Source organism: Paenibacillus dendrobii, assembly GCF_009807035.1.
GTDB classification, from domain to species: Bacteria; Bacillota; Bacilli; order Paenibacillales; family Paenibacillaceae; genus Paenibacillus_AQ; species Paenibacillus_AQ dendrobii.
Map to the genome: position 1 here is coordinate 495,657 of NZ_WUBI01000003.1, position 25,742 is coordinate 521,398.

Here is a 25,742-nt window from a genome sequence, read left to right on the forward strand (position 1 = left end):
TCGCTCCTGTTGCTCCCGTTGCTCCTGTATCTCCTGTCGCACCTGTTACGCCTGTTGCGCCTGTATCTCCGGTAGCTCCCGTTGCTCCGGTAACTCCCGTGGCTCCCGTATCGCCTGTTGCTCCTGTTGCGCCGGTTGCTCCCGTGGCTCCTGTCGCTCCGGTGCCTCCCGTTGCGCCGGTGACTCCGGTGGCTCCCGTATCTCCGGTAGCTCCTGTCGCACCTGTTACTCCTGTTGCGCCTGTATCTCCGGTAGCTCCCGTTGCTCCGGTAACTCCCGTGGCTCCCGTTGCGCCTGTTGCTCCTGTTGCGCCGGTTGCTCCCGTGGCTCCTGTCGCTCCGGTGTCTCCCGTTGCGCCGGTGACTCCGGTGGCCCCCGTATCGCCCGTGGCTCCCGTTGCACCTGCCCCTGTGGCTCCTGTCGCTCCGGTAGCTCCCGTTGCGCCGGTGACTCCCGTGGCTCCCGTATCGCCTGTTGCTCCCGTTGCGCCTGCTCCCGTGGCTCCTGTCGCTCCGGTGTCTCCCGTTGCGCCGGTGACTCCGGTGACTCCGGTGGCCCCCGTATCGCCCGTGGCTCCCGTTGCACCTGCCCCTGTGGTTCCTGTCGCTCCGGTAGCTCCCGTTACGCCGGTGACTCCCGTGGCCCCGGTATCGCCCGTGGCTCCCGTTTCACCTGCTCCCGTGGCTCCTGTCGCTCCCGTGGTTCCCGTGGCACCGGTAACTCCCGTGGTTCCCGTGGCTCCCGTTGCGCCCGCTCCCGTAGCTCCTGTCGTTCCCGTTGCGCCTGTTGCGCCTGTTGTACCGGATGCGGCAAGCAATGTGTAATCCGGCGAACTTCCCGGCGTTCCGGCAGGCCCAGCCACATTGGCAATATACGTACTGCCATTGAAGGTTACCACTTGCCCTGCTGGATATCCCGGACTTTGGTCCGGGTCAAAAGGTACAACGCCGTTTAATCCCACACCCGTTGCTCCTGTCGCACCGGTTGCGCCCGCTCCTGTCGCTCCCGTTGCGCCGGTTGCGCCTGTTGTACCGGATGCGGCAAGCAATGTGTAATCCGGCGAGCTTCCCGGCGTTCCGGCGGGCCCAGCCACATTGGCAATATACGTACTGCCATTGAAGGTCACCACTTGCCCTGCTGGGTACCCCGGACTTTGCGCAGGGTCAAAAAGTACAACGCCGCTTAATCCCACGCCCGTTGCTCCTGTCGCACCGGTTGCGCCCGCTCCCGTGGCTCCTGTCGATCCCGTTGCACCTGTTGTACCGGATGCAGCAAGCAATGTGTAATCCGGCGAACTTCCCGGCGTTCCGGCAGGCCCAGCCACATTGGCAATATACGTACTACCATTGAAGGTTACCACTTGCCCTGCTGGATATCCCGGACTTTGCGCCGGGTCAAAAGGTACAATGCCGCTTAATCCTACGCCCGTTGCTCCTGTTGGCCCTGTTGAGCCCGTTGGACCCGCTGCTCCAATGGCACCTGCGGCCGCCAGTAAAGTGTAGTCAGGTGACGTATCCGGAGTCCCAGTCGGAAAATTAACGTTAACCAAATAGGTGCTGCCCTCATAGGTAACTACCTGGCCTTCCAGATAACTAGGTCCTTGAGCGGCATCATAGGGGATGGCTCCGGTTAGTCCAGCTCCTGTTGCTCCTGTCGCGCCGGTTGGTCCAGCAGGTCCGGTATTACCCACGGTTCCCGGAGCTCCATTTTGTCCCGGCGGCCCCTGGCTTCCTGCCGGACCAGATGGCCCTGGAGGTCCTGGAGGTCCCTGCGTACCGGATGTCCCCAATGAAACCGATGGCAATATGTCTGCGATTGTGCGCTGAATTTGCCGGATCAGCTCAACCAGCGTGTCCTTAATAACCGGCTTCACGCGGAGCAGCAGAATCGTCGAAAGCAGATCATCCAGAATTTCCTCCAAATTGATGAGCAATCCCACGCCTGATGCGGGAATCGCCTCGCACATGGTTATTGCGAGCTCAAGCGCAGACTGAAGAAAGGCCTTGTCTCGCACAGGAAATTCCGTGTCCGTGACAAAGGTTTGAAGTCTCTTGAATACTTCCTTCAATGCCGCTACCGATGCCGGATCCTGCCTGAGCAAGGCGGGCGGAACCGTCTGCAGCAAACGGGACAACAGACCGATGAGCTGTTCCGTTTGATGGGCAGTAATCGGAATGATGCCTACCTCATCTTCGTCTGGTCCCCATCCTTTCTTATCATCGTCTTCATTCATGCTCATGCATCTTTCCTCCTTCATGTTCCATTGATGCGAACCATTTGTATTTCTTTTTTTCGAGTACATTGGACTCATGTGTTCTAAGTGCCATTCGCGGTCTGCTTTTCGGTTTAATGTCATACATATGACTGAAGCCGTTCGAGTTTTTTCGCAGCCCAATACCTAATGTATTCATGAGATTTGTACCACTTACTAGGTTTTGGGAATTATTCTTATTCGGGATCTTGCAAAATTCATATTTAAATGATTTAACATGCCAAGGAGTGATAAAAAAATGATAACCATCAGCCTGTGCATGATCGTCAAAAACGAGGAAAACACGCTTGAGCGCTGCCTTTCTTCCGTGCAGAAGGCAGCCGATCAGATCATCATTGTCGATACCGGTTCAACGGACGGCACTAAACAGATCGCCCGCAAATTCACCCGCCATATTTTCGATTTTGAATGGATCGACGATTTTGCGGCTGCGCGCAACTTTGCTTTTCAGCAGGCGGAGATGGATTATATTTTGTGGCTGGATGCGGACGATGTTTTCCTGGAGGAAGACCTTTCGAAGCTGCTCGAATTGAAAAACGCATTGGATTCGGGCATAGACTCGGTAACCATGAAGTACCATCTGGCTTTTGACGACCAGGGAAACGTGATTTCAAGCTTGCGGCGCAACCGCCTTGTGAAGAGAAGCAACCAATTTCGCTGGATCGGAGCCGTACATGAATATCTGGAAGTCGGGGGACGCATCATGGACAGCGATATTGCCGTGACGCACCGGGGAGATGACCGCGACAGCGACCGGAATTTGAAAATATATATGAAGAGACAATCCGGCGGCGAAAATTTTTCACCGAGAGACGTCTACTATTTTGCGAATGAATTGAAGGATCACCGTTTTTTTGAGATGGCCGCCGTGTATTATGAGAAGTTCCTGAATGACGGGAAAGGATGGATCGAGGACAATATTGCGGCCTGCGGCAAGCTCGCCGATTGCTATCATGAACTCGGGGAGCCTGCGATGGAGCTTGCGAGCATGTTAAAGTCACTGGAGTATGGACCGCCCCGCCCCGATTTTTGCTGCCGCATGGGGTACCGCTTTCTGCAAAAAAACGACTATCACGCCGCATTATACTGGTATAAGCAGGCCATCGAAATTCCTGTTCCCGAAAATTCCTGGGGCATGCAGAACCTAAGCTGCTCCACCTGGCTGCCCCATCTTCAGCTCTGCGTCTGCTATGACCGCATTGGCCTGCATGACCTGGCTTACCGGCATAATGAAGCAGCGCGCCAGTATCAGCCGGATCACCCGTCCGTCATCAGTAACAAAGTATATCTGGAGGAAAAGCTGGGGCTTGTCCAAGAAGCCGAAACCGCCGCAGTATCAAGTACTTCATGACACAACGAACAAACATCGCTCCATAAAAAATAAGCCGGGGACTTCGTCCTCGGCTTTTTATATTAAAGGGTGTGATATTGCATTTAGGTGCAGTGTCCAAAAGTTTTAGACAATAATAGGCTTATTACAACATTAAGACATGCGTGACAGGAACGGTGCCAAGTCCACCTGAAGGGCCTCCGCCAGGCGTTTGCCCAGCTCCTCGTCCGCGCGGTAGAAGTTGCATATGGCAAGCAGCTTGGTTTGTTCGGCCACATTCGCCAAATCGTTCGCCAGATTGCCGATCAGCTGCGCCTTCACTTCCGGCGTGTATTTGCGGAATACCTCACCGGCCTGCCCGAAATCATTTGGCTTATCGATTTTTTCCCTTGATATAACGCCTTGTACGGGCTGCGGCACATCCCGGTATGCCGGATCTTCCTTCGGTGTATCCTGATAACGGTTCGGTTCATAGTTGATCCGGCCCGTTTGCTGCTTGAAGGGCATGGCGCCGTCACGTTGATTGTTATTCACCTGAGCGAATGGGCAGTTAATCGGAAGCTGCAAGTAGTTCGGTCCGATGCGGTGGCGCTGGGTATCGGAGTAGGAGAACAGCCGCCCCTGCAGCATTTTATCTTCCGACGGCTCGATCCCCGGCACCAGCACGCCCGGATTGAATCCGACGGATTCCGTTTCCGCAAAAATATTGTCCGGATTGCGGTTCAACGACATCGTACCCACCAGCTGGTAAGGGATATCCTCCTCGAACCAGTCCTTCGTCGAATCCAGCGGATTGTAATCGAATCGGTCCATATCCGCCGGATCCAGAACTTGCACGTATAAATCCCACTCCGGATAATCTCCGCGCTCGATCGATTCATACAAATCACGGCTGGCGTGGTTGAAATCCTTCGCCTGAATGGCGGATGCTTCCGTCCCGCTCAAATTTTTCACGCCTTGCTTCGGCACCCAGCGCAGCTTCACGTATACTGTATTGCCGAACGAGTTGATCCATTTGTAAGCATGGACGCTCGAACCCCGCATCTGGCGGTAGTTTGCAGGAATGCCTTCATCCGTGAACAGATGCACCATCATGTTCGTCGACTCGGGCGTTAGCGACATAAAGTCCCAGTAACGATCCGGATCCTGGAAGTTCGTGCGCGGATCGGGCTTCAGCGAGTGAACCATGTCCGGGAACTTCATGGCGTCGCGGATAAAGAACACCGGCAAGTTGTTGCCGACGAAGTCATAGTTGCCTTCCTCCGTGTAGAACTTCACCGCGAAGCCGCGCGGATCGCGCAGCGTCTCAGGCGAATGCGTTCCATGAATGACCGTGGAAAAGCGGGCGAACACCGGCGTCTCCTGCCCTTCATTTTGCAAAAAGGCCGCTTTCGTATAGCGCTTCATGCTATTCGTCAGCTTGAAGACGCCATGCGCCCCTGCCCCGCGGGCATGAACGACCCGCTCCGGAACGCGTTCGCGGTCAAAGTGCGCAAGCTTCTCCAGCAGTTGATAATCTTCCAGCAGCGTCGGACCATTCTGGCCCGCCGTTCTTGAATTTTGATTGTCCCCGATCGGAACGCCTTGATTTGTCGTGAGTTTTGCCATAATCACTTTTCCCCCTCATATATTAAATTAGAATAATTATAAATAAGTAACTGATGTGATTCATTGTATCCTAGCTGATAATGAAAATCAATATTAAATTATAATAATTATAATCTGGTAATTTATATGATTGTTTTTGCAGTGTTATGCTCCAAAATCACGTCTATTTACTGTACTCTGTCCTTTCTTTTCGTGAAGCCGCACGCGCTGTGTATAATAAAGGGGTAATAGCGGCTTCCCATCCATCAATATTTGAAGGAGCTATCCTTATGTATAAAATCCTTATCGTTGAAGATGATCCGAAGATCGCGGACCTGCTGAAGTCCCATATTGAAAAGTACGGGGACAATGGCATCGTTATTCATGATTTCGATCATGTACTGGAACAATTTGAGGCGCTTGAGCCACATATTGTTCTTCTGGATATCAATCTGCCGAGCTTTGACGGGTATTACTGGTGCCGTCAGATCCGGCAGATTTCAACCTGCCCGATTATTTTCATATCCGCGCGCAGCGGGAAAATGGATCAGGTGATGGCGCTCGAAAACGGCGCTGATGATTTCATTACCAAACCGTTCTACTACGAAATCGTGATGGCCAAAATCCGCAGTCAGCTCCGCCGCGTGTACGGCGAGTTCGCTGCTAAACATGAGGAACGCACCGTCGAAAAAGACGGCCTGGTTCTATATGCGGAACGCATGGAACTGAAGCTAGGGGCTCAAACGGTCGCCTTGAGCAAAAAAGAAGCCATTCTGATGGAGACCCTGCTGGAACGCAGCCCGCGGGTGGTTAGCCGGGAGGTCATTTTGGAAAAGCTGTGGGATGACGCTTTCGTCGACGACAACACCCTGAGCGTGAACATTACAAGGGTACGAAAGCGGCTGGCGGAGCTTGGAATCGGGGATGCCTTGGAAACGGTGCGCGGACTCGGTTACCGCCTGAATGCGACATGGAAGGATCTATCGCTGTCATGAAATTATTTTTGAGGGAGCATCTTCCCCTGCTCATATTTACGCTGCTTGAGCTGCTCGGCGTGCTGATGGTGTTCTGGTTCGACGGCTACGACCATCCGCTGACGGCCCTTTACGCCCTGTTTCTCGGACTATTCCTATTCGCGGGATACCTTGCTTTCCGTTACGCAACCCATCGCGGCTTTTACCGGGCACTCTCCCGCCCTCTGGACACTTTGGCGGATTCCGTACAAAGCCATGAGGCCTCACCCCTGCCTGCGGCTCTCAGCGAGCTTTTGGAAACCCAGTACAGGCAGTACCAGAACATGCTGCAAAGCTGGGAACGCAAAAACGCGGACTACCTGACCTTCATGAACCAGTGGGTTCATCAGATGAAGACGCCGTTATCGGTTATCGAGATGGTGACGCAGGAAGAAGAGGACCACCGGCTTACCAGCATTTCGGAAGAAACCGACCGTTTGAGAAGAGGCCTGGAGATGGTGCTGTATGTCGCGCGGCTGGATACGTTTGAACAAGATTTCAACGTAGAACAGGTTGCTCTCGGACAACTTGTGAAGGATACAGTGCATGAGCTGAAGCGGTACTTCATCCGGAGCCATGTCTATCCCGAGGTACTCATTGACGAAGGCTTGACGGTACAAACCGATGCCAAATGGATGAAGTTTGTGCTCGGACAGCTGCTGAACAATGCCATCAAATACTCGGCGGGCAGCGGACAAAAGGTCACCGTCTCAGCTAAGCAAGAGGGCCGCGCCGTTATACTCGATATTCAGGACCGCGGCGCAGGGATTCCGAAGGCCGATCTCCCACGGGTATTTCGTCCCTTTTATACCGGTGAAAACGGCCGCCACTTCAAAGAGTCCACAGGCATGGGGCTGTATCTCGTCAAAGAGGTCATCGGCAAAATGAACCACCGGATCGAGCTGGAATCGGCCGTGGGCCAAGGCACGCTCGTGCGAATTCGCTTTCCTTATGCAAACTGATGCCCCTTAGCGGTTCCTTACAACGTTGTAAGAGAGGTGAAAGCTGCGTCGATAGGAGATTCGTTCCCGGGCAGGTACACTTGGGATAAAGACTCATAAGGAGGCATGCTAAGCCCATGGAAATTTTATCAGTCCGAAACCTCGGCAAAATATACAAAGGCATGGTCTCATACGAGGCCCTCTCCAACATTGACCTGTCCATTAATCAAGGCGAGTTCGTAGGGATCATGGGTCCCTCGGGAAGCGGCAAGACGACGCTGCTCAATATGATTTCCACCATCGACAAGCCTACCTCGGGAGAAATACACATCGCCGGCGAGGACCCTTACACGCTGTCGCAAAATAAGCTGGCGATGTTCCGCCGGCGCGAGCTCGGTTTTGTATTCCAATCCTTCAATCTGCTGAACACGTTAACCGTTAAGGAAAACATCCTGCTGCCGCTCACGCTGGACGGAGTGGGAATCAAGGAAATGAATGCACGTGTCGAAGCGCTCGCGGATAAGCTTGGCATTACGTCTATTCTCGATAAGCGAACCTACGAAATCTCCGGCGGACAAGCGCAGCGCACGGCGATTGCCCGCGCCCTGATCCATGAGCCCAAGCTGCTGCTCGCGGATGAGCCGACAGGCAACCTGGATTCCAAATCCGCACGCGACGTCATGGAAATCCTGGAGAAGCGCAATCGGGAGGATCAGTCGACCATGCTGCTCGTGACGCATGATCCGGTCGCCGCAAGTTACTGCAGCCGCGTCATTTTCATTAAGGACGGACAACTGTATAACGAAATCTACTACGGGGACAACCGCGCCTCCTTCTATCAAAAAATCATCAATGTCTTGTCGCTGCTGGGAGGGAACGGGCATGAATTTCCGTCAGTTCGCATCTAACAACGTTTTCCGGAACAAGCGGACCTACGTCGCCCATTTTCTGAGCAGCGCCTTTTCGGTCATGATTTTCTTCACGTATTCCCTGCTCTCCTTCCATCCCAACCTTCGGGGAGAGATCGTTTCCGGCAGCACGACGCTAAGCGTATTGGGTACGATGGGTATGAAGATATCGCAGGTGATCATTTTTGTTTTTTCATTTCTGTTCCTGCTGTACTCGGTGAGCGCCTTCATCAAACTGCGCAAAAAAGAGTTCGGCATCCTGCTTTTGCTCGGTATGTCCCGCAAACAGCTCAACCGCATGCTCTTCGTCGAAAACATCGTGATCGGCGTTGCAGCTATTGTCACCGGCATTCTAGTGGGTGTCGTATTCTCCAAGCTGATTCTGCTGATCTGCGCCACGATGCTGGCCGTCGAACATGGACTGCCGTTCTACCTGCCGGGGAATGCCATTCTGCTGACGGCAGCGGCGTATCTGGCATTGTTCATCATTGTCGCCGCCTTTACGTCTTTTATGACCAAGAAGGGAACGCTGGCCGAGCTGATCAAAGCCGAGGATAAGCCGAAGCCGGAGCCAAAGGCCTCCGTTCTGTTGTCCCTGCTGTCGGTGCTGCTCATCGCAATTGGCTATGCCTGTGTGTTCATCTTCGTGATTGGGCGTATCCTTTCGTTTGCCCTGCTGTTTGGAGGCGTGCTGCTGGTTATTATCGGCACCTATTTCCTGTTTACCCAGCTGAGTGTTTATATCATGAGAGCCTTGAAAAGACGACCTCACATCTTCTTCAACCGCACGAATCTGCTAACCATTTCCGAGATGGTCTACCGGATGAGAGACAATGCGGTCATGTTCTTCATGGTATCGATTATTTCGGCTATCGCCTTCACGGGCATCGGCACTTCCCTGGCCATTGGTGATCCAGGGCTTGCCGCGATGAAAAATCCATATGCCTTTTCGTATATTTCCTTTAATGAATCCGATTATAAAAATGATTTCGAACAAAAGCATATCCGTCTGATCGAAGAGACGCTGGAGCGTGAAGGTTTCGCTTATCAGATGGCCTCATATACCCCGGCCCATACCCAAGAGGGATTCACGCTGGTCAAGCTGAGCGACTACAACCGTCTGGCATCAGCACTTGGTTATGACCCGGAAATGCTCCAACACGGGGAGACGCTGGCAGCTCCCTCAACCATATCCCAGAACAGCAAATACAAGCTGGAGGGGGCAGGCACCGATACGGTTAGGATGGTACAATTCGAAGGCAGTTGGGAAATGACTATGCATATCAAAAAAGCTCTTCAGCATATCGTCATTCCGGAACCCTACGAAGTTTATATCGTTACCGATTCGGACTATGACAGGTTTAATGCCGGCAATTTAATGAAAGTAAACTATGTAGAATTTGTCGTGCCGAAGTGGCATGATACGCGCGCCGTAACGCGGGAATTAACCGACGCCATATATAAGGGTACGGATACCGGTTCGCTGCAATATACTCCTTTTCAATTCAGCGCCCTGGTCACCCAGTGGGTGGAATCACGGCAGACGAACGGCATCCTCCTCATCGTCAGCGGGCTTGTCGGCATCGTGTTCTTTACCTTTGCCGCCAGCTTTATCTATTTCAGGCTGTACGCCGATCTTTCCAGGGACGAGGAGCAGTACCGGATGATTTCCAAAGTCGGTCTCAGCCGCAAGGAGCTGGCCAAAACCGTGACGAGGCAGCTTGTCCTCATGTTCTTTCTGCCGCTCCTGGTCGCCTTCATTCATAGCAGCGTGGCATTTCTGGCACTGCAGCAGCTCGTTGATTTTTCCGTCGCCTCTCACACACTGGCGATTTTCGCTTCATTCCTGGCGATCCAGATCATCTACTTTTTCGTCACGCGCTGGAGGTATCTGAACCATTTATATCAAAAGGTAATGTAACATTCTATTGAAATCTATTATGGTACTTTTACAGAAGTTTGGTTGAAACGTTATTATACCTGTTGATTTAAAAAAGACATCTGTCCGTTGTTCGAATACGGCTTGCAGATGTCTTTTTTCAGTTTCGGAGATTTCATAAATTTTGCAGCTCTCGCCTGATATCCTTCCGTCGATTCTCAATATAAGCATGGATGACATCCGGTTCGTTAACAAACATGCCGAGCGGCCATTTATATTTCGGATCCCGGTAAACGTCTTGCTCAATCTCGTGAAACATTTTTCTGACCACTGGCATCAACTGCTGAGTGGTAAACGCAGAAGCGAGGATATCCTCTAAACGCCTCTTATACTGCTGGCGGTAGGCGCTGTAAGCCATGACCTTCGCAGTCAGTCTGTTGTCTCCCCTGATCTTGACGAGATCGGATGCGACTGCCTTTCCATAACAGTTGCGTCCCCAGGTTCCCTCATAATCCCACGGAAGAATGCCATACGCTTTCCTCTTTTTATACTCAAATATCGTATAGTTCTGCCGGAATCCATCATAATTACCCGTAAGTACAGCCCCGCTCAGCCACTTTAAATAATTGTCCATGTACAAACGTCCATTTAGGTATTTCTGGAGTGTCTTCCCCCGTTTGGCATGAATATTTTTAATGAAGCGAATTAATCTCATGCGATCCTCTCCTGTTCCTTTCATCAGGCTGTACCCTGAGAACAGGGAGCTTTTGGATTTATCCGTATCTATATCCTTGAGCTCAAAAGTGGCATTATCATTTACGGCATAGATAATGCTTCGCACCTGGATTTTACGGGCACGGAAAAAGGATTGATTGACCGCCTCGATCCTCAAATATACTCCTTGGTTCACTCCATTTAATTGAAGAACGCAGTGCTGCGTCGCTGGACTGGGGACTCCGATCTTATTAAAGAAATGAAATGAGAGCGCATTTCTGAGCAAAGAAGGATCGTCATGCTCCGCGTTAAAATGATACGTCGCGCGCGAGGTACGAATCTCATAGGATTTCTTGGGATATTCGCGGGTATGACCGCCGCGATAACGGATTTGGACAGATTGGGATCCGCTTCCGTTCGAAAATGTCGCCGGAAGAAATTTGTCGGACCAAATTTGGTTCTCCATCTGCTGTAAGTCCCTTTCCTTGATCACGATCCGGTAAACGGGCAGACCCATGCACGAAAACCGCCTTTCCAACAGGAAGAGTAGCCCATAGCGGGCTTTGCACCATTCTATGCCACATCAGCGGATGCCGTCAGGGCAGACGCCCTTGTGCTTCAAGGATTTTTCCATTTTTCTCTTCCATGTCTCTCCTATCAATTTATATGAGGATATTAGCTCAATTTTGGTAATCTAGTATATTCGGCTAGTCCCTGCTCGCTCGAGGACACATATAAATAGAGCATAGATAGACTTGAAGGACGAATGAACGCTCTTCTTCGTCTACCTAATGATCTTGAGGAAGGGGAATGTGAAATGTCTTTATCCGGTAATGATTTAATGAGCTTGGTCGGCCAGACTGTGAAAATCAACCGCGGCGGACCCGACTCGGTAGAAGGTGTGCTGCTCAGCGTGCAGAACAACTACCTGGCAGTATGGAGCAAGGAAGGCAGTATCGTATATGTCAGCACGACGCACATCAAGTCCATCACGGCCACCGGCAAATCCGGGGGCGCACAGGGAACCATGGCAAGTCCGATCAGCGCCTACAACTTTGCTTCACTTCTGCAAGCCTTGCGTTACCGTCATGTGCAGATCAACCGTGGCGGACCCGAGAAGCTTGAAGGGATTGTAGCAGATGCCAATCAAAGCTATCTCATGCTGGCCGTAAAAGGAGAGGAAGTTGTCCGTATTCCAATCTACCACGTCAAATCCGTTTCGGTACTCGTCAACTCCAGCGGCAACAGCAGTAGCGGTAACAGCAGCAGCGGTAACAACAAAAATAATTCCGGTGGCAACAAATCTGGTGGTAACAACTCGGGCGGTAACAGATCAGGAAGAAACCAATCCCGGGGGAACCAAAGCGGGGGCAACCGCAGCGGTAATCAAACCCGTGGCAACCAAAGTGGCGGTAACCAGACCCGGGGCAACCGGACAGGGGGCAATCAATCTTGGGGCAGCCGCAGCAGCAATCGCACTGGCAATCGCACTGGCAACCGCAGCCGTAACCGTACTGGCAACCGTAGCGGCAATCGCACGGGTAATCGTCGTAGAGGTAACCGCAGTGGACGAAGCAGCGGTGAATAAATGATAGGACACGCCAATCCTGCAGAAGAAATCAAGAATTAAATATGCTCAAAAATATAACGCCCCCTGCGGAGTCTATGAATCTGTTCCCTAGACGAAAAGGCATATGGATTCTTGCGGCCGCAGGGGTCGTCCCTTTAACCTGCACTTCATCGAGATTAATGAAATGTTTAGCGCATTATATGCTTGGTGGATTCATTGTGACACTAATTGGGCTTGTAACCCTCTCTTTCTGTATATTGGGTCCGATTGAAGTGTGAAAGGAGGAAGTTTATGGAGTCTATACGTTCTCTCCTCGGAAAATATGTGGAGCTTAAAATATCAGGCTGTAAAATCCCCATCGCCGGAGAGCTCGTAGATCTTGGCAGCGATATTATCGTCATTTTCTCCGAAACCAGATATATGTACGTACCCATTCATCACTTGCAGCATTTGAGACTCTCCCAGGACGGAGAAGATTCCTCTTCGGATGGCAAGGAGCCTTTAGTAGATCATACGAATATCTCTTATCGAAAAATGCTGATGAATTCCAGAGGTATCTTTACGGAAATCGATCTGGGCGGCCCAAGCCCCCTTCACGGATATGTAACAAGCATTATGAATGATTACTTTATCTTCTATTCTCCTCTATATCATTCTGTCTATATCCCCCTGCATCATGTGAAGTATATATGCCCTCTTCCGCCAAACATGACTCCCTTCTATCTCAGCCAGCATCATTTCCAGCTCCAGCAGCCTGCTGTCTCACTCTCCCGTACATTAGAACAGCAGCTGGAGAAATTTCAGAATGAGCTTGTCATTTTTGACCTGGGGGAATCCCCGTTAAAGGCAGGGTTGTTAAAAAAGGTAGATAATCGAATCATGGAACTGGTGGAGGCTGGAGGAAACACCATCTTCCTTCACTGCGATCACGTCAAATCGGTTCATCTGCCTTAAACGGTATACGTGTCAAAAAAAGGGCTGCCGCAGAATATTTTCTACGGACAGCCCTTAACTTGTTATGTCCTTTTTTAGCCGTCGATCCGGCCGGCTGCGTTCAGCGCCCGCTGAATCATGGCGGCAAGCTCGGCGCGGGTAACATACCGCTTTGGCAGAAGCCTTCCTCCGTCGCCTTGAATGATATGATAGCGATATGCAGCTGCCGTACCAGACCGTGCCCAACGGCTAAGCGACTGCTCATCCGAAAAGGATGAAAGGTCCTCCGCCGCCTCGGATTCCGTTCCTTCAGAATCGAGGCCTGCCGCGCCCAGCATTCGGCCAATCCATACGAAGGCCTCTTCCCGGGTCACGGGCTGATCCGGTTTTAATAAGCCGTCCCCGTAGCCGGTAATCAAGCCATACTGCTGCGCCGCGGCTGCTTCCCTGGCCATCCCGCTGCCTTCACGGATATCGGCATAAGGTACCGGTTCGGCGGAATCCGGCAGCCCGAGCGCCCTAACCATAAGCGATATCACGTCCCCGCGTGTGCTTGGCAGATCGGGACGGAATGCCTTTTCTTCCTCAGGCTGCAGGATCAGGCGTGAAGCCAGGTCCTGGACGACTCCTGATGCCCAATGCCCTCTCATGTCGGACGGCGCGTCCGCTTCATGGTACAGCAGCGAGTATTCGCCTCCGCTTAGAATGCTGGCGGCAGCATACCATTTACCCTCCACACTCGTCATCCGGGTCGGTACGGAGCGTATCGTTCCGCTGGCATCCACCCATGCTGCCGTTAACTTTACAGTCAGGTCCGTCCCCTGCGGAATAGGAATGAGAAGCTCCGCGTGCCGAGACAGCGGACCGGCCTCCACCGAAACCAAGCGGCCGGAAGCATCCCTACTAGCGGCTGTCATCTTTATGCCAACAGGATTGGATAGCCATTTCACACGGTCGTCTGAGGTCTGCTCCCAGAAGCTTGGCAACGTGCCGGACAAGCTCAGCCGTATGCTGACATCAGCAGGCTGCACCGGCCTTCCGAGCTGCTTTTCCAGCTTGGAGAGAAGCTTGCTTACTCGAAGGCCCGCAGCGCTGAAGCTTGCATTGCCTTTCATCGTCTCCACCGTAAGCCTCGCATCCCTGCCTTCTAGCGCCATCAACGCTCCCCCGGTCACCCGAAGCGTCAGATCATCGGCAGCATTATCTGCAAACCGCACGACAATTTCCGGTGCCCCGTTCTCCTTCGCAACGGATTGGAGAAGGGCCGCCGTATTCAGCTCAAGCTCTGCCAGGCTTCGCCCGTTCTGGCGCGTCACGGCATAATTCGAAAGCTCTGCTCCGGAAACCTTGCCGTTTATGCGAATATCCGGTTTCGTTATAAGGGGAGTGGGCGGTTGAGATTCGCTTACTGCTGTGTTCCCGCTTCCCGATGAGCCTGGATTTCCTTCACCCGGGCTGCCTCCAGGCTCTGTTGGCACTCCTGGATTGCCTCCCGGACTGGTCCCTTTTCTTGAGACGTTCAGCACGTAGACCTTCGTGCTCCCATCCTGCGCGGTAACGTTCAGCTTCACTCCGAAATTACCTGCCGGTACGGTAAGAATGTTCCCCTCCGTCAGATCCAAAGGAATCGGCGCCCCGGCTTCTCCCCCCTGGGCATCATATACGCTGACCGTTACGCTGGCATGCTCCTCAAGTGGTTCAGCCATCAGCTTGACCCGGTCATCGCCGCTGCTCATTTCGGATTGATATTCCGGTATGTCCTTATCAAAAGCCGGCGTAAGTATGGCAAGCGCATCATCCGCTATGAAGCGGAGCGATCCAAGACGCGCATCGCTGCTTGGCGCTTCGGGGCCGGCGGTCATAAAATGCCACTCTCCCGGAGCAATTCCCGCAAACGCATTTCCCGCCTCATCCTGGAATGCGCCCGCTTCGATCTGCACCTCATACGCCGTATTAAACTCCAAATGTGCCGCAGGCGTAATCACGACCCCCGTGCCTGATATTCCGATCTTTTGTGCATCATCCGCCAATATGGTTTCCAGGATCATGCCATCGGATGATTTCCGAATCGTGATTTGTTTGCCCGTAACCGCCTGGACCTTTTCGTTAAAGGTTACCTGCAGCGGCTGATCCACCCGAATGTTACCTGCCCCGGACTCGGGAAAATATGCAGCAACCCGGGGAGCCGCCGTATCCGGTACGGAAGTCCACACGGGATACAGCATCATGTTAGCTGAGCCGATCGTTAGCGAATCGCCCGGTGCATAGATCGTGCCGCTCCCATCTTCATTCATGCTCCATCCGGTAAAGGAGAAACCCTCCTTTTGCAAATCCCCGGTATTGCCAAGCACAATGACCGTGTTTCCTTCCTCATAACCGTTAGCATCCTGAGGTGGATTGCCGGATGTGCTGTCCCTTCCGTTGTAGCTTACCTGGTATTTGGGAAGAGCCTGCGTGGTTGCCTGCTGCATGGCATAGGCCTGTTGATTCCCCGCAAGGTCTTGGACCAGCACGTTAAAATAGTAAGTTTTGCCCGGTTCAAGTCCCTTGATCTCCAAATGGCCCACATCCGCCTGGAAATCTCCGATGGGAACCCCCTTCGACTTCATGGCACTCGCGGTCTGAATATCCGCCTTATCGGATTGATAAACCTGATACTCCAAAAGCTCCGGATCGTTCCAGTTATCCGCTGCTTGGTTCCAGAACAGCGTCAGGCCTGTCTTTGTAACGTTGGTGACCGTGATTTCCGGCTGAGCCGGGTAGGGCGGTGTAGTATCCAAAGAGGCACGGCTAAGCATGGGCAAAGGGGTTTTATCAGCCCTTCCCCCATTGCCCATCTCTCCGTCGCTGCCATAGCCCCAGCCCCATACTTTGCCGTCGGCTGTCAACGCATAACTGGAGAATCCGCCTGCCGCCAGGCCTTTAACGCCGGTTAAATTCATTGTTTTAACAGGATTTGCTGCGCTTCCGGTACTCTCACCGTTACCTAGCTGGCCGTAATTATTGAGTCCGAAGGCCATTACCGTACCATCCTCGAGTTGAAACAAACTGTGATACATACCCGCTTGTATTGCTTTTACATTATTCATTTTGTCCATAAGCTGTGCAAGGGGCTGCCTATAGCCATTAAAGCCAGGTCCAAGCGATGCATTGCTATTCCGCCCCCAAGTCCATATATGACCATCCTCGTCCAAAGCGATGTTATGATAATTCCCTGCCGAAATTGCCTTGATCCGGGTGAGACCATGAACCTGAACCGGAACGGGGCTGTCCGTTAACGTTTCGTTGCCAAGTTCTCCTTCTCCATTGTAGCCCCAAGCCCACACGGTTCCGTCCTTTTGGAGTGCAAGGCTATGATAGCCTCCCGCGGAGACCGCCACCACATCGCTAAGACCGGATACCTGAACAGGTGCTGTGCGTATCTCCATCGTTCCGTCGCCAACTTGCCCGGCGTTGTTAAGACCCCATGCCCACACGGTTCCGTCGTTTTTCAAGGCAAGCGCGTGGTATCCCATTCGACTGGACATGGATATCACATCGTTCAATCCGGTAATTCGCTGCGGGACACCTGCATCCGTTGTCGTGCCGATCCCAAGCTGACCATGTTCGTTGTCTCCCCATGCCCAGACGCTTCCGTCCTTTTTCATGGCGTAGGCGCTTTTGATACCCGCCTCGATCAAGGTAACCTGATCCAGATTTTTGACCTGTACGGGCGTGAGTCTTCCTTTATTGTCTCCCACGCCGAGCTGCCCATAGTTATTCGCACCCCAAGTCCACACCGTGCCGCTGCTTATCAGGCTAAGTCCGAACTGATATCCGGCCGAAATCTGCGGAACTGCCGTCCAGGGCTGCACTCCCGAAGCCGCATCGGTTTTCGAATACCCGGGAAACAGAGTCAACACCAGAAGCAGACAGACCGCTGCTCTTCCCCATTTTTTCATTTCTTCTTGCTCCTCCTTGCCGTCATCCCTGTCCTGGCGATGACGATCCGTCTCTCACACCTCCCAATCTTAAAAAAATAAAAGTCCGAAATGAATTAACGAAAGTTAACGGACCGCGAATTTTTTTATATAATGTGGTAAAACGGGTGAAACCATAGGATTTTGTCGCAAGTTTGGAGGAAATGAAGAATGAGCCTGACCACTCCTGTCGTTTTGAAGACCAAAATCACCCCGCCCCTTTGCAAAGAGGGGCTCGTCGAACGGACAAGACTGCTGGATTGGATCCAGAGCGGCGTGCGCGGACGGATCAGCCTCGTGTGCGCCCCCGCGGGGTTCGGCAAAACGACGCTGCTTATCCAGTGGGTACATGCAAGGCACATGCAAGGCGCATGGCTGACGCTGGATGAACGCGATAATGACCCGCTCCGCTTTTGGCGTTACGCGGTGCACTCGCTTGCAGCCGTCGTCCCTCCTGCCCTTAAACCTAAAATCACCGTTCTTGCCGAAGAACTGAACGGATTGTCTCTCATATCCTTTCTCGATGCTTTGATGAACGAGCTCTATGAACTGACGGAGCCGCTCACCTGGATTTTGGATGACTACCATGTAATCGGGGACCCACGCATTCACGAGAGCCTCTCCTATTTCATCGAATATATGCCTGAGCCGCTGCATCTGCTGGTGGCGAGCCGCAATGAGCTTCCTTTTGCCACCGTCAAATGGCTTTCCAAAAGCGAGAGCCGCGAACTCGGTGCTGCCGGGCTGCAGTTCACCCCTGACGAAACCGAAATTTTATGCCGCGAAGGGTTAGGTCCAGGAATGACGCATAGACAAATCAACGAGCTGAACCTACGGACGGAGGGGTGGGCTACCGGTCTGCAGCTGGCTCTGCTGTCTTTGAAGTCGGGACAAGACATTGACCATTTCATCGGGCAGTTTCAAGGCAGTCACCGCAACGTGACGGATTACATTTTTCATGAAGTGATCTCGGGCTTGCCGGATGAACTATATCAATTCGTGCTGAAGACATCCATATTGGAGCGATTTGACGCGGAAATATGCGAAGCGGTCACGGAGGATCAGGAAAGCCGCACGAAGCTTATGCAGATCCAGAAGCTGAATCTTTTCCTGATTCCGCTTGACGAAACCAACGAATGGTTCCGGTATCACCATCTGTTTACCGGCTCTATACGCGAGTACTTCAAAAGACACCGCCCGGAATCGTGGGACAGGCTTCACCGTCTGGCAAGCGAGGCTTTCACGCAGCGAGGTTACATGGATGAGGCCATAGAGTACGCGGTCATTGCTGAAGACTTTCATATGGCGGAGACGCTGTTGGAAAATCATATCCCGGCTCTGCTGAAAAGCGGAGAGCTCGGCAATCTGCTGCGCTGGCTCGACAGCTTTCCCCGTTCCTACGCGCTGAAGCCGGAAGTCGAGCTGTTCTACGCCTTCGTGCTGGTGCTGACCGGACGATTTGTTCTGGCTGAGCAGCGCTTGGAGCACTTCGAGAACGAACAAAAAGACGGTCATCCCGATCGATGGAAGCAGCTGCAGAGCGGCATCCTCTTCGTCAGATCGAATCTCATGTTCGCAAGCGGCGACTTCGGGAACTGGTATGCGTTCATCGGTACGATGCTTGATGATATTTTGCCTGCGGATCCTACCTTTTACAAATTTAACTTCAATGTAAGGGAGCCTTTCATCCGGCGTACGGCGCTTGGTCTGAAGGGGGCTTTGTCGCCTGACATGGAGAACATCGGAGGGCTGTATCTCGGGGTGCTGGCCTCGCACGGGCTGCAGGAATCGCTCGTTTACTATTACGTGAAGCAATCTCTTGTAGAGGGCTATTATGAATGGAACCGAATCGACGACTGCCGTGCGGCCATGGAAGCCATGTTTCCGGTCGCCTCTGATGCCGAGCTGCCCGGCCTGCTGCTGCCGATGCTGCTAATGCGCATCGAGCTGCATCTGCTCGAGGGCCGCAGCCGTCTTGCCCATGATTTGATTCAGGAAGGCCTCGAACATGCCCGGGTTCAATGGAACCAGCCGTGGAACTCCCTGCTGCTGGCCCGTAGAATGCGACTTCACGTCAAGGAAGGCAAGATGTCCGCCGCCAAAAAAATCGCCGCGATGCTGTGCCTTTCGGCAAAGGACCGGCCCACCTTTCAACGAGAATACGAATATCTGTCGTATGTGCGGCTGCTGGGGCGCCAGCGGAAGGAAGCAGAGGCGCTGCGGCTGCTGGAGCAGCTGAAGCCCCAGTCGGTACGAGAACAGCTCCTCTCCAGCATCGTGGAGATATCGATTCTGCAGGCGCTGTTGGAAGAGCAGCGGGGACAGCGAAGAGCAGCCCTTCATGCACTACATGAGGCGCTGCTGATCGGAGAGCGTAACGGTTATGTCCGAAGCTTTCTTGACGAAGGGAAGCCCTTGCGTGCCCTGCTTACCCGTTATGCAGCAGAAGCCGGCATCGGACCTTTAGATACCGCGCAAGAGGGCGAACCCAGACGGGCGAGGGTATCTTCCGATTACGTCCACAGCCTGCTGCAGCAGTTTTCGCCGGCTGAAGCGGATGTCATACGCGAGGCTTCGGCGGCTCTGATCGAGCAGCTAAGCCGGAGCGAAACCGTCCTTCTGCAATTCATCCGCAAAGGTGCCAGCAACAAGCTGATCGCTTCCGAGCTCGCTTTGTCGGAAGGAACGGTTAAAGTGTATCTTTCGCGGCTGTATGAGAAGCTCGGCGTTTCTTCGCGGACGCAGGCGCTGCTGGCTGCACAGGAGCTGGGCTTGCTGCCGTAACCCAAGGCAGTTGAACGGTCATCGTCGTCCCTTCGCCCAGACGGCTGGTAGCCGTTACGCTACCTTGATGCATCTGCACGATTTTTTGAATAATGGATAATCCGAGCCCGCTCCCCCCGCCCGAGCGGGTTCTTGATTTATCGGCCTTGTAAAACCGGTCAAATATATGCGCCTGATCCTCTTCCGAGATGCCTATGCCTGAGTCCTCCACCCTAACGCGAACCGCGTCTTCGCCCGCTTCCAGCCGGACTTCAACGGTTCCCCCATGCGGCGTGAACTTGATCGCGTTATGAAGCAGATTCACCCATACCTGGCTCAGCAGATCCGGGTCCGCTTCAATCGTGACCGGGCTCAGATCGGCCGACATGTCCAGATCCTTCTCCAGCCACAGCGGTTCGCAGGCCAGAATCAGCTGCTGCAGCTGCTTATCAAGCCGTATCGGAGCCGGATGGAACGGATGCTGCTCGGAATCCAGCGAAGCCAAACGCAGCATATTTTCCGACAGGCGAGAGAGTCTCACGCTTTCCTGCTCGATGATATCAAGGTAATGCTCCCGCTCTTCCGCACTCAATTCCTTCTCCTTCAACACCCGAGCAAAACCGCTGATCGATGTCAACGGAGACTGAATTTCATGCGACACGTCCGAGATGAACCCCTGACGCATCGTTTCGAGCTTATTCAGATCGGCGGCCATGTCGTTGATGCTCTGGATGATGTCTGTAAAACGGCCGTTATCCATGCCTTCCAAGGGCAGCGAAACCGTAAAGTCGCCTCTGGCAATCCGCCGAAAAGCATCAATGATGCTCTGATAGAACTCCATCTCCTTTCTCCGGCCAAATCTCGATATGATCGAGATGATCAAGCCGAAAATGAAGAATCCAGCGATGGAAACCGCCAGCTGCCTCGCAAGAAGGGCTTGAGGCCAGCTTAACCAATGCATAAGAAAGTAGGCCGCCGTCCAACAGAGACTGAGCGCGATGAGTACGAGCAGCATGAAAAACACGACCTTTAGCTTCATCCAGATCCCTGTATGCTTCAAGAAGTCACCTCCATCCGGTAACCAAGCCCGCGAATCGTCCGAATCTGGAAGGCCTGTTCTTCCGGAGGGAACCGCTCCCGGAGACGTTTGATATGCACGTCGACCGTGCGCTCGTCGCCTTCGTAATCGAATCCCCAGATTTGCTCGATCAGTTGGTCGCGGGCAAACGTCTTCCCGGGATAGCTTCCCAGAAGGAACAGCAACTCGAATTCCTTCAGGGGCAGAGTGATGGCTTCATCTCCGCTATAGCATTCGTAGTTTTTACGGTTCAGCCGGAGCGAACCGATCTGGATCTGCTGAGAAGCGGAAATTCGGTAGCGCTTCAGAAGTGCCTTGACCCGGACGATCAGCTCCGGTGGATCAAAGGGTTTCACCAAATAATCGTCGGTACCCAGCTCAAAACCCTTGACCTTATGGACAGTCTCGCCTTTTGCCGTCAGCATCAAGACAGGCAGATCCTCATAGTTCTCCGTTAATTCCTTGCACAGCTCCCATCCGTCCATGCCCGGCATCATGACATCAAGCACGACCAGATCGGCCCGCGTCGTTTCGAGCACCTTCAGGGCATCATGTCCGTCAGCGGCTTCCGCCGTGTGGAAGCCTTCGCTTTTGAGCAAATGGCTGACCAGTTCGCGAATATGCGGATCGTCATCGACCACAAGAATGAGTGGCATTCTTCCCCTCTCCTTTCCATAATTGTATAAGCGAACGTTTTATTCGTATTTTATCAGAGCGCATTAAACATCTAAGCCATCATACCCCGATATCGCCAGAAAAGGTTCAGCTATAATCGATTTCTTTGAAGATCTGCGCTCCAATCTCGTGACAAAGGTCCATGCGGATGGCATACGCAGCCGTATCTGTTAGATATTCACCGTTTTATTGTCCTTCACCATTCCGATGAAAAAAATACTCGGCGAGCTGCAAATCAGGAACATCCGAAATCAGCTTACGGTACATAGATTAAACGTCCAATATGAACTGAATATGAACGGAGAGAAAATAACTGTCATGGATAAAGTTTTCTTTTAGCCGAACTTTATCTTGAATCGCTTCCGAATTATTGTATGATGGATATTATTTGCATCTGGTCAATTAATTGGGTTGCGGCCAGACGCAGACTATAATTCTTAAAAATACATATTGTTATGGTTTTGGAATTGGGGGTTTTCACATGCAACAACCTAACAAGCCATCGATGTCATGGCTCTTCCGGTATCTGCGTCCGGTCAAGGGCCGGCTGCTCATTCTGCTGGTGCTGCTGCTCGCTTCCACCGCGGCCCAGCTCGTGAATCCGCAGATTGTCCAGCGCTTTATCGATACGGCCGCAGATAACGGCATCGTTTCCAAGCTGCTGGTGCTGGCCGGATATTACTTGCTATTTGCCATATTGAACCAGGTCGTATCCGTTGCGATCAGCTACCTCGGAAATGATGTTTCCTGGCGTGCCACGAATCAGCTTCGCGGCGATCTCTTGAAGCACTGTCTCCGCCTGGATATGCGTTTTCACAATTTAAAAACGCCCGGCGAGATGATCGAGCGGATCGATGGCGACGTGACCAACATGTCGAACTTCTTCGCCATGTTCATCATCAAGGTCATCGGCAGCTTCGTTCTCCTCGCCGGCATACTGGGCTTCATGTTTACCATTAATTGGCCGATCGCTGCAGTGATGACCGTATTTACGCTGGCTTCCATCGGCGCCATGGTGTTCATCCGCGATCTCGGCGTAAAGTCCTCCAAAGACGAACGCGGCGCAAGCGCCGCCTTGTTCGGCTTCATCGAGGAACGGATAGCGGGCATCGAAGACGTTCAGGCCAACGGCAACGTGCCGTATGTCATGAACCGCTTCCACCGGGCAATGCGGAACGTGTTCCTGAAAGGCCGCAAGGCTTGGATGCTCCGCGTCATTCCGTGGAATACAACCGTCGTTCTCTTTGCGATCGCCGTCACGGTCGTGCTGCTGCTCGGCGTCCATTATTATCTGACCAGCCAAATCACGATAGGGACGCTGTTTCTGATCTATCAATACACCCAAATGCTGAACGATCCGATCGAACAACTCGGGGATCAGGTACAAGAGTTTCAGAAAGCCAAATCCGGCATGATGCGTTCGCAGGAGCTGCTGGGCAACCGCAGCGAAATCATGGAAGGAAACCAAACGAAACTTCCGGAAGGGGCGCTAGGCCTCGAATTCGATCACGTAAACTTCAGCTACAACCCGGATAAGCCGGTGCTGCATGATATTACGTTCAAAGTCCGGCCAGGCGAAAGACTTGGCATCATCGGGCGCACCGGCAGCGGCAAATCCAGCCTCAGCCGCGTCCTTCTCCGGCTGTACAATATTAACAGCGGTGCCATTCGGGTCGGAGGAACGGATATCCAGGATTTGAAGCTTGAAGCCTTGTACCGCCGGGTTGGCATGGTCACGCAGGATGTGCAGCTGTTTGACGGCACGCTTCGCGATAACCTTACGCTGTTCGACGGCAGCATTTCGGATGAATACATCCTGGAGACGACCGGTCGGCTTGGTCTTAAGCAGTGGATCGACTCGCTGCCTGAAGGCCTCGATACGCATCTAAAGGCAGGAGGAGCTTCTCTCTCCGCCGGTGAAGCCCAGTTGTTTGCCCTGACGCGCGTCTTCCTGACCGAGCCTAGTCTGGTAATTCTCGATGAGCCTTCCTCGCGCCTGGACGCGGCTACCGAAGCCATGCTTCAGTCCGCCGTGGATCAGCTCATGAAGCAATGCACCGGCATCGTCATCGCGCATCGGCTCTCTACATTGGAGCAGGTGGATCACATCATGGTACTTGGGGATGGACGAATTCTTGAATTTGGCGAGAGGGAGGCACTGGCCAAAGATCCATCCTCGCATTACGCCCAGCTCCTGATCACAGGCAGAGAGGAGGATTTAGCATGACCGTATCCCGATTTATACAACGCCTGTTTACCTATAACATATCGCTTTTTATCGTAAACGGCCTGCTCTGGGGCTTGTTCCACTCTCTGCCGCTGCTCCTGGGGTTTGGCATGAAGTGGTTCTTTGACAGAGTCCCGGTGCAGTCCCATGACTACCTCTGGCTCGCGGTTCCTTTGATTTTCATTGCACTCGTAAGGGTATCGCGGGTAGGCGTCTTTTTCTGGGCCTTCTTCAAATGGGTTACTTACATTTACGATATCCAGGCCATTTTGCGTACCAATATGCTCAAAGGAATCATGCGCTGGCCGGGCCGCAACTTGCCTGCTTCCCCGGGGGAAGCGGTCAGCCGATTCCGTGAGGACGTGGATGAAGTCGTCGAATACGTGGAATCCTGGGTCGACTTCTGGGGCCGGCTCGCGTTCGCCGTCATTTCTCTCGTCATCATGGCCAAGATCAATTGGCAGATCACGCTGGTTGCTCTTCTCCCGCTCATCGCAGTGACGCTGCTGAACAATCTTTCGGGCAACCGCGCCAGACGCTACGGCCAGCAAAACCGCGAAGCAACAGGACGCATTACCAGCTTTATTGCCGAGTCCTTCGGCGCCGTGCAAGCCTTGAAATTGGGCCAGGCGGAAGAGCATGTCCACAAGCGGTTTGTCGAGCTCAACGAATCGCGTCGGCAGGCAGCACTAAAGGATAATCTGTTCAAGCAGTGGATGCGCTCGCTCAATCAGTATGTGTTAAGTATCTGCACCGGCATCATTTTGCTGATGTGCGCATCGGCGATGAAGGCGGGCCAGTTTACCGTTGGCGACTTCGCCCTCTTCACTTCATATTTGTCGAATATCGCTTTCAGTATTTCGTTGTTCGGATATATGGTGTTCCAGCATAAGCGCTTAAAAGTATCCTTGGATCGGATGAGCATCCTCTTCCGTCCCGGCGAACAGGAGCGAATCATGGAGTTCAGCGAAACCCATCTTTACGGGGACCCCCCAGAACCGCCGGTGATCAAGAAAGATCCCCAAGAGCGGCTTCAAACGCTTGAAGTTAAGGAGCTCTCCTACACCTATCCAAACTCTGAAAATGGGATCGCCGATGTGAGCTTTACGATGGAGCGAGGCAAATTCGTGGTCATTACCGGCAGGATTGGCTCGGGTAAATCGACGCTGGTTCGTACATTGCTCGGGCTGCTGCCTAAATCCGGCGGAGCCGTACATTGGAATGGCCAAGAGGTGGACCCGGCATCATTCCTTATTCCGCCTCGGGCGGCCTATACGCCGCAGGTACCAAGGCTGTTCAGCGATACACTCCGGGAGAACATCATTCAGGGAAGCCCTTCAAGCGACGAAATACTCGCTAGGGCGGTTCGTTTAGCCGTCATGGAGAAAGATATTGAGGATCTGGACAAAGGCCTTGAGACCTTTGTCGGCCCAAGAGGGGTGATGCTGTCCGGCGGTCAGATCCAGCGCGCAGCCACGGCGCGGATGATGATGACAGAGTCAGATCTCTTCATCTTCGACGACCTGTCGAGCGCCCTGGATGTAGAGACAGAGAAACAACTTTGGGAACGGCTCTTCGAGGAACGGGACGTCACCTGTATCGCCGTTTCCCACCGTAAAGCGGCACTGGCACAGGCTGACCATATCATCGTCATGAAGGACGGACGCATCGAAGCAGAAGGTGCCTTGTCCGATCTGCTCGCAACAAACTCCGAGATGCAGCTCCTCTGGCAGGGTGAGACATCTGAGGCGGAGGACACGGCTTCGAATGAAAGCCTCGTGACCACGACCTCGATCAACTGAGCCACTGATAAAGGCAGGACCAAGAGAACCCTCTTGGCCTGCCTTTTCTTTTTCTCCAAATGACATATGTAGGGTCTGCTGCTGATCAGAA

General features: G+C 53.0%; 16 protein-coding genes. 10 read left to right on the top strand and 6 right to left on the bottom strand.

From position 1 onward, the window contains the following. Positions 1 to 2,239: collagen-like repeat preface domain-containing protein (locus tag GRF59_RS20350; protein WP_160499543.1), on the bottom strand; the 2,239-nt coding region annotated here is incomplete at its 3' end. Between the two features lie 271 nt (positions 2,240 to 2,510). Here GRF59_RS20350 and GRF59_RS20355 point away from each other — a divergent pair. Further along, positions 2,511 to 3,623 carry a glycosyltransferase gene (locus GRF59_RS20355; RefSeq protein WP_160499544.1) on the top strand — a complete coding sequence of 371 codons (1,113 nt, stop codon included), beginning with the start codon at positions 2,511 to 2,513 and terminating at the stop codon, positions 3,621 to 3,623. Positions 3,624 to 3,755: 132 nt separating this feature from the next. Here GRF59_RS20355 and GRF59_RS20360 read toward each other — a convergent pair whose 3' ends face one another. Beyond that, positions 3,756 to 5,210 (bottom strand): catalase, encoded by a 1,455-nt coding sequence (locus tag GRF59_RS20360; RefSeq protein ID WP_202128774.1) that lies wholly within the window; start codon positions 5,208 to 5,210, stop codon positions 3,756 to 3,758. 269 nt (positions 5,211 to 5,479) lie between these two features. Between GRF59_RS20360 and GRF59_RS20365 the strand changes: the two genes are divergently transcribed. The 4 genes from GRF59_RS20365 (at position 5,480) to GRF59_RS20380 (ending at position 9,972) form a co-directional block, all read left to right on the top strand. Continuing rightward, positions 5,480 to 6,184 (top strand): response regulator transcription factor, encoded by a 705-nt coding sequence (locus GRF59_RS20365; RefSeq protein WP_160499546.1) that lies wholly within the window; start codon positions 5,480 to 5,482, stop codon positions 6,182 to 6,184. Next, positions 6,181 to 7,164 carry a sensor histidine kinase gene (locus tag GRF59_RS20370; RefSeq protein ID WP_160499547.1) on the top strand — a complete coding sequence of 328 codons (984 nt, stop codon included), beginning with the start codon at positions 6,181 to 6,183 and terminating at the stop codon, positions 7,162 to 7,164. The genes GRF59_RS20365 and GRF59_RS20370 overlap by 4 nt, the downstream gene beginning before the upstream one ends. Before the next feature lie 116 nt (positions 7,165 to 7,280). Next, positions 7,281 to 8,051 (top strand): ABC transporter ATP-binding protein, encoded by a 771-nt coding sequence (locus GRF59_RS20375; RefSeq protein ID WP_160499548.1) that lies wholly within the window; start codon positions 7,281 to 7,283, stop codon positions 8,049 to 8,051. Continuing rightward, positions 8,026 to 9,972, top strand: a complete 1,947-nt coding sequence (locus GRF59_RS20380) for an FtsX-like permease family protein (protein ID WP_160499549.1) — start codon at positions 8,026 to 8,028, stop codon at positions 9,970 to 9,972. The genes GRF59_RS20375 and GRF59_RS20380 overlap by 26 nt, the downstream gene beginning before the upstream one ends. A 133-nt stretch (positions 9,973 to 10,105) precedes the next feature. Here the strand turns inward: GRF59_RS20380 and GRF59_RS20385 are convergent, their stop codons facing one another. Next, positions 10,106 to 11,161 carry a CotH kinase family protein gene (locus GRF59_RS20385; protein WP_160499550.1) on the bottom strand — a complete coding sequence of 352 codons (1,056 nt, stop codon included), beginning with the start codon at positions 11,159 to 11,161 and terminating at the stop codon, positions 10,106 to 10,108. A 324-nt stretch (positions 11,162 to 11,485) separates the two neighbouring features. On the opposite strand from GRF59_RS20385, the gene GRF59_RS20390 reads away from it, so the two are divergent. Both GRF59_RS20390 and GRF59_RS20395 read left to right on the top strand, forming a co-directional pair. Further along, positions 11,486 to 12,232: a hypothetical protein gene (locus GRF59_RS20390; protein WP_237391933.1), complete on the top strand. Its 747-nt coding sequence runs from the start codon at positions 11,486 to 11,488 to the stop codon at positions 12,230 to 12,232. A 273-nt stretch (positions 12,233 to 12,505) separates the two neighbouring features. Beyond that, positions 12,506 to 13,168 carry a DUF2642 domain-containing protein gene (locus GRF59_RS20395; protein ID WP_160499552.1) on the top strand — a complete coding sequence of 221 codons (663 nt, stop codon included), beginning with the start codon at positions 12,506 to 12,508 and terminating at the stop codon, positions 13,166 to 13,168. A 74-nt stretch (positions 13,169 to 13,242) separates the two neighbouring features. On the opposite strand, the gene GRF59_RS20400 is transcribed toward GRF59_RS20395, so the two are convergent. Continuing rightward, on the bottom strand, positions 13,243 to 17,088 hold the full coding sequence (locus tag GRF59_RS20400) for an RCC1 domain-containing protein (RefSeq protein WP_160499553.1): 3,846 nt from the start codon (positions 17,086 to 17,088) through the stop codon (positions 13,243 to 13,245). Positions 17,089 to 17,277: 189 nt separating this feature from the next. On the opposite strand from GRF59_RS20400, the gene GRF59_RS20405 reads away from it, so the two are divergent. Continuing rightward, entirely contained in the window at positions 17,278 to 19,890 is a 2,613-nt protein-coding gene (locus tag GRF59_RS20405; RefSeq protein ID WP_160499554.1) for a winged helix-turn-helix domain-containing protein, read from the top strand. Here GRF59_RS20405 and GRF59_RS20410 read toward each other — a convergent pair. Next, on the bottom strand, positions 19,796 to 20,929 hold the full coding sequence (locus tag GRF59_RS20410) for a sensor histidine kinase (protein ID WP_423802969.1): 1,134 nt from the start codon (positions 20,927 to 20,929) through the stop codon (positions 19,796 to 19,798). The genes GRF59_RS20405 and GRF59_RS20410 overlap by 95 nt on opposite strands. Further along, positions 20,926 to 21,603 (bottom strand): response regulator transcription factor, encoded by a 678-nt coding sequence (locus tag GRF59_RS20415; RefSeq protein ID WP_160499555.1) that lies wholly within the window; start codon positions 21,601 to 21,603, stop codon positions 20,926 to 20,928. The genes GRF59_RS20410 and GRF59_RS20415 overlap by 4 nt, the downstream gene beginning before the upstream one ends. Positions 21,604 to 22,103: 500 nt before the next feature. On the opposite strand from GRF59_RS20415, the gene GRF59_RS20420 reads away from it, so the two are divergent. Together GRF59_RS20420 and GRF59_RS20425 are read left to right on the top strand one after the other, a co-directional pair. Then, a complete protein-coding gene (locus tag GRF59_RS20420; protein ID WP_160499556.1) occupies positions 22,104 to 23,849 on the top strand; it encodes an ABC transporter ATP-binding protein in 1,746 nt (581 codons plus the stop codon). Further along, positions 23,846 to 25,651 carry an ABC transporter ATP-binding protein gene (locus GRF59_RS20425; RefSeq protein WP_160499557.1) on the top strand — a complete coding sequence of 602 codons (1,806 nt, stop codon included), beginning with the start codon at positions 23,846 to 23,848 and terminating at the stop codon, positions 25,649 to 25,651. The genes GRF59_RS20420 and GRF59_RS20425 overlap by 4 nt, the downstream gene beginning before the upstream one ends. Positions 25,652 to 25,742 lie beyond the last annotated feature (91 nt).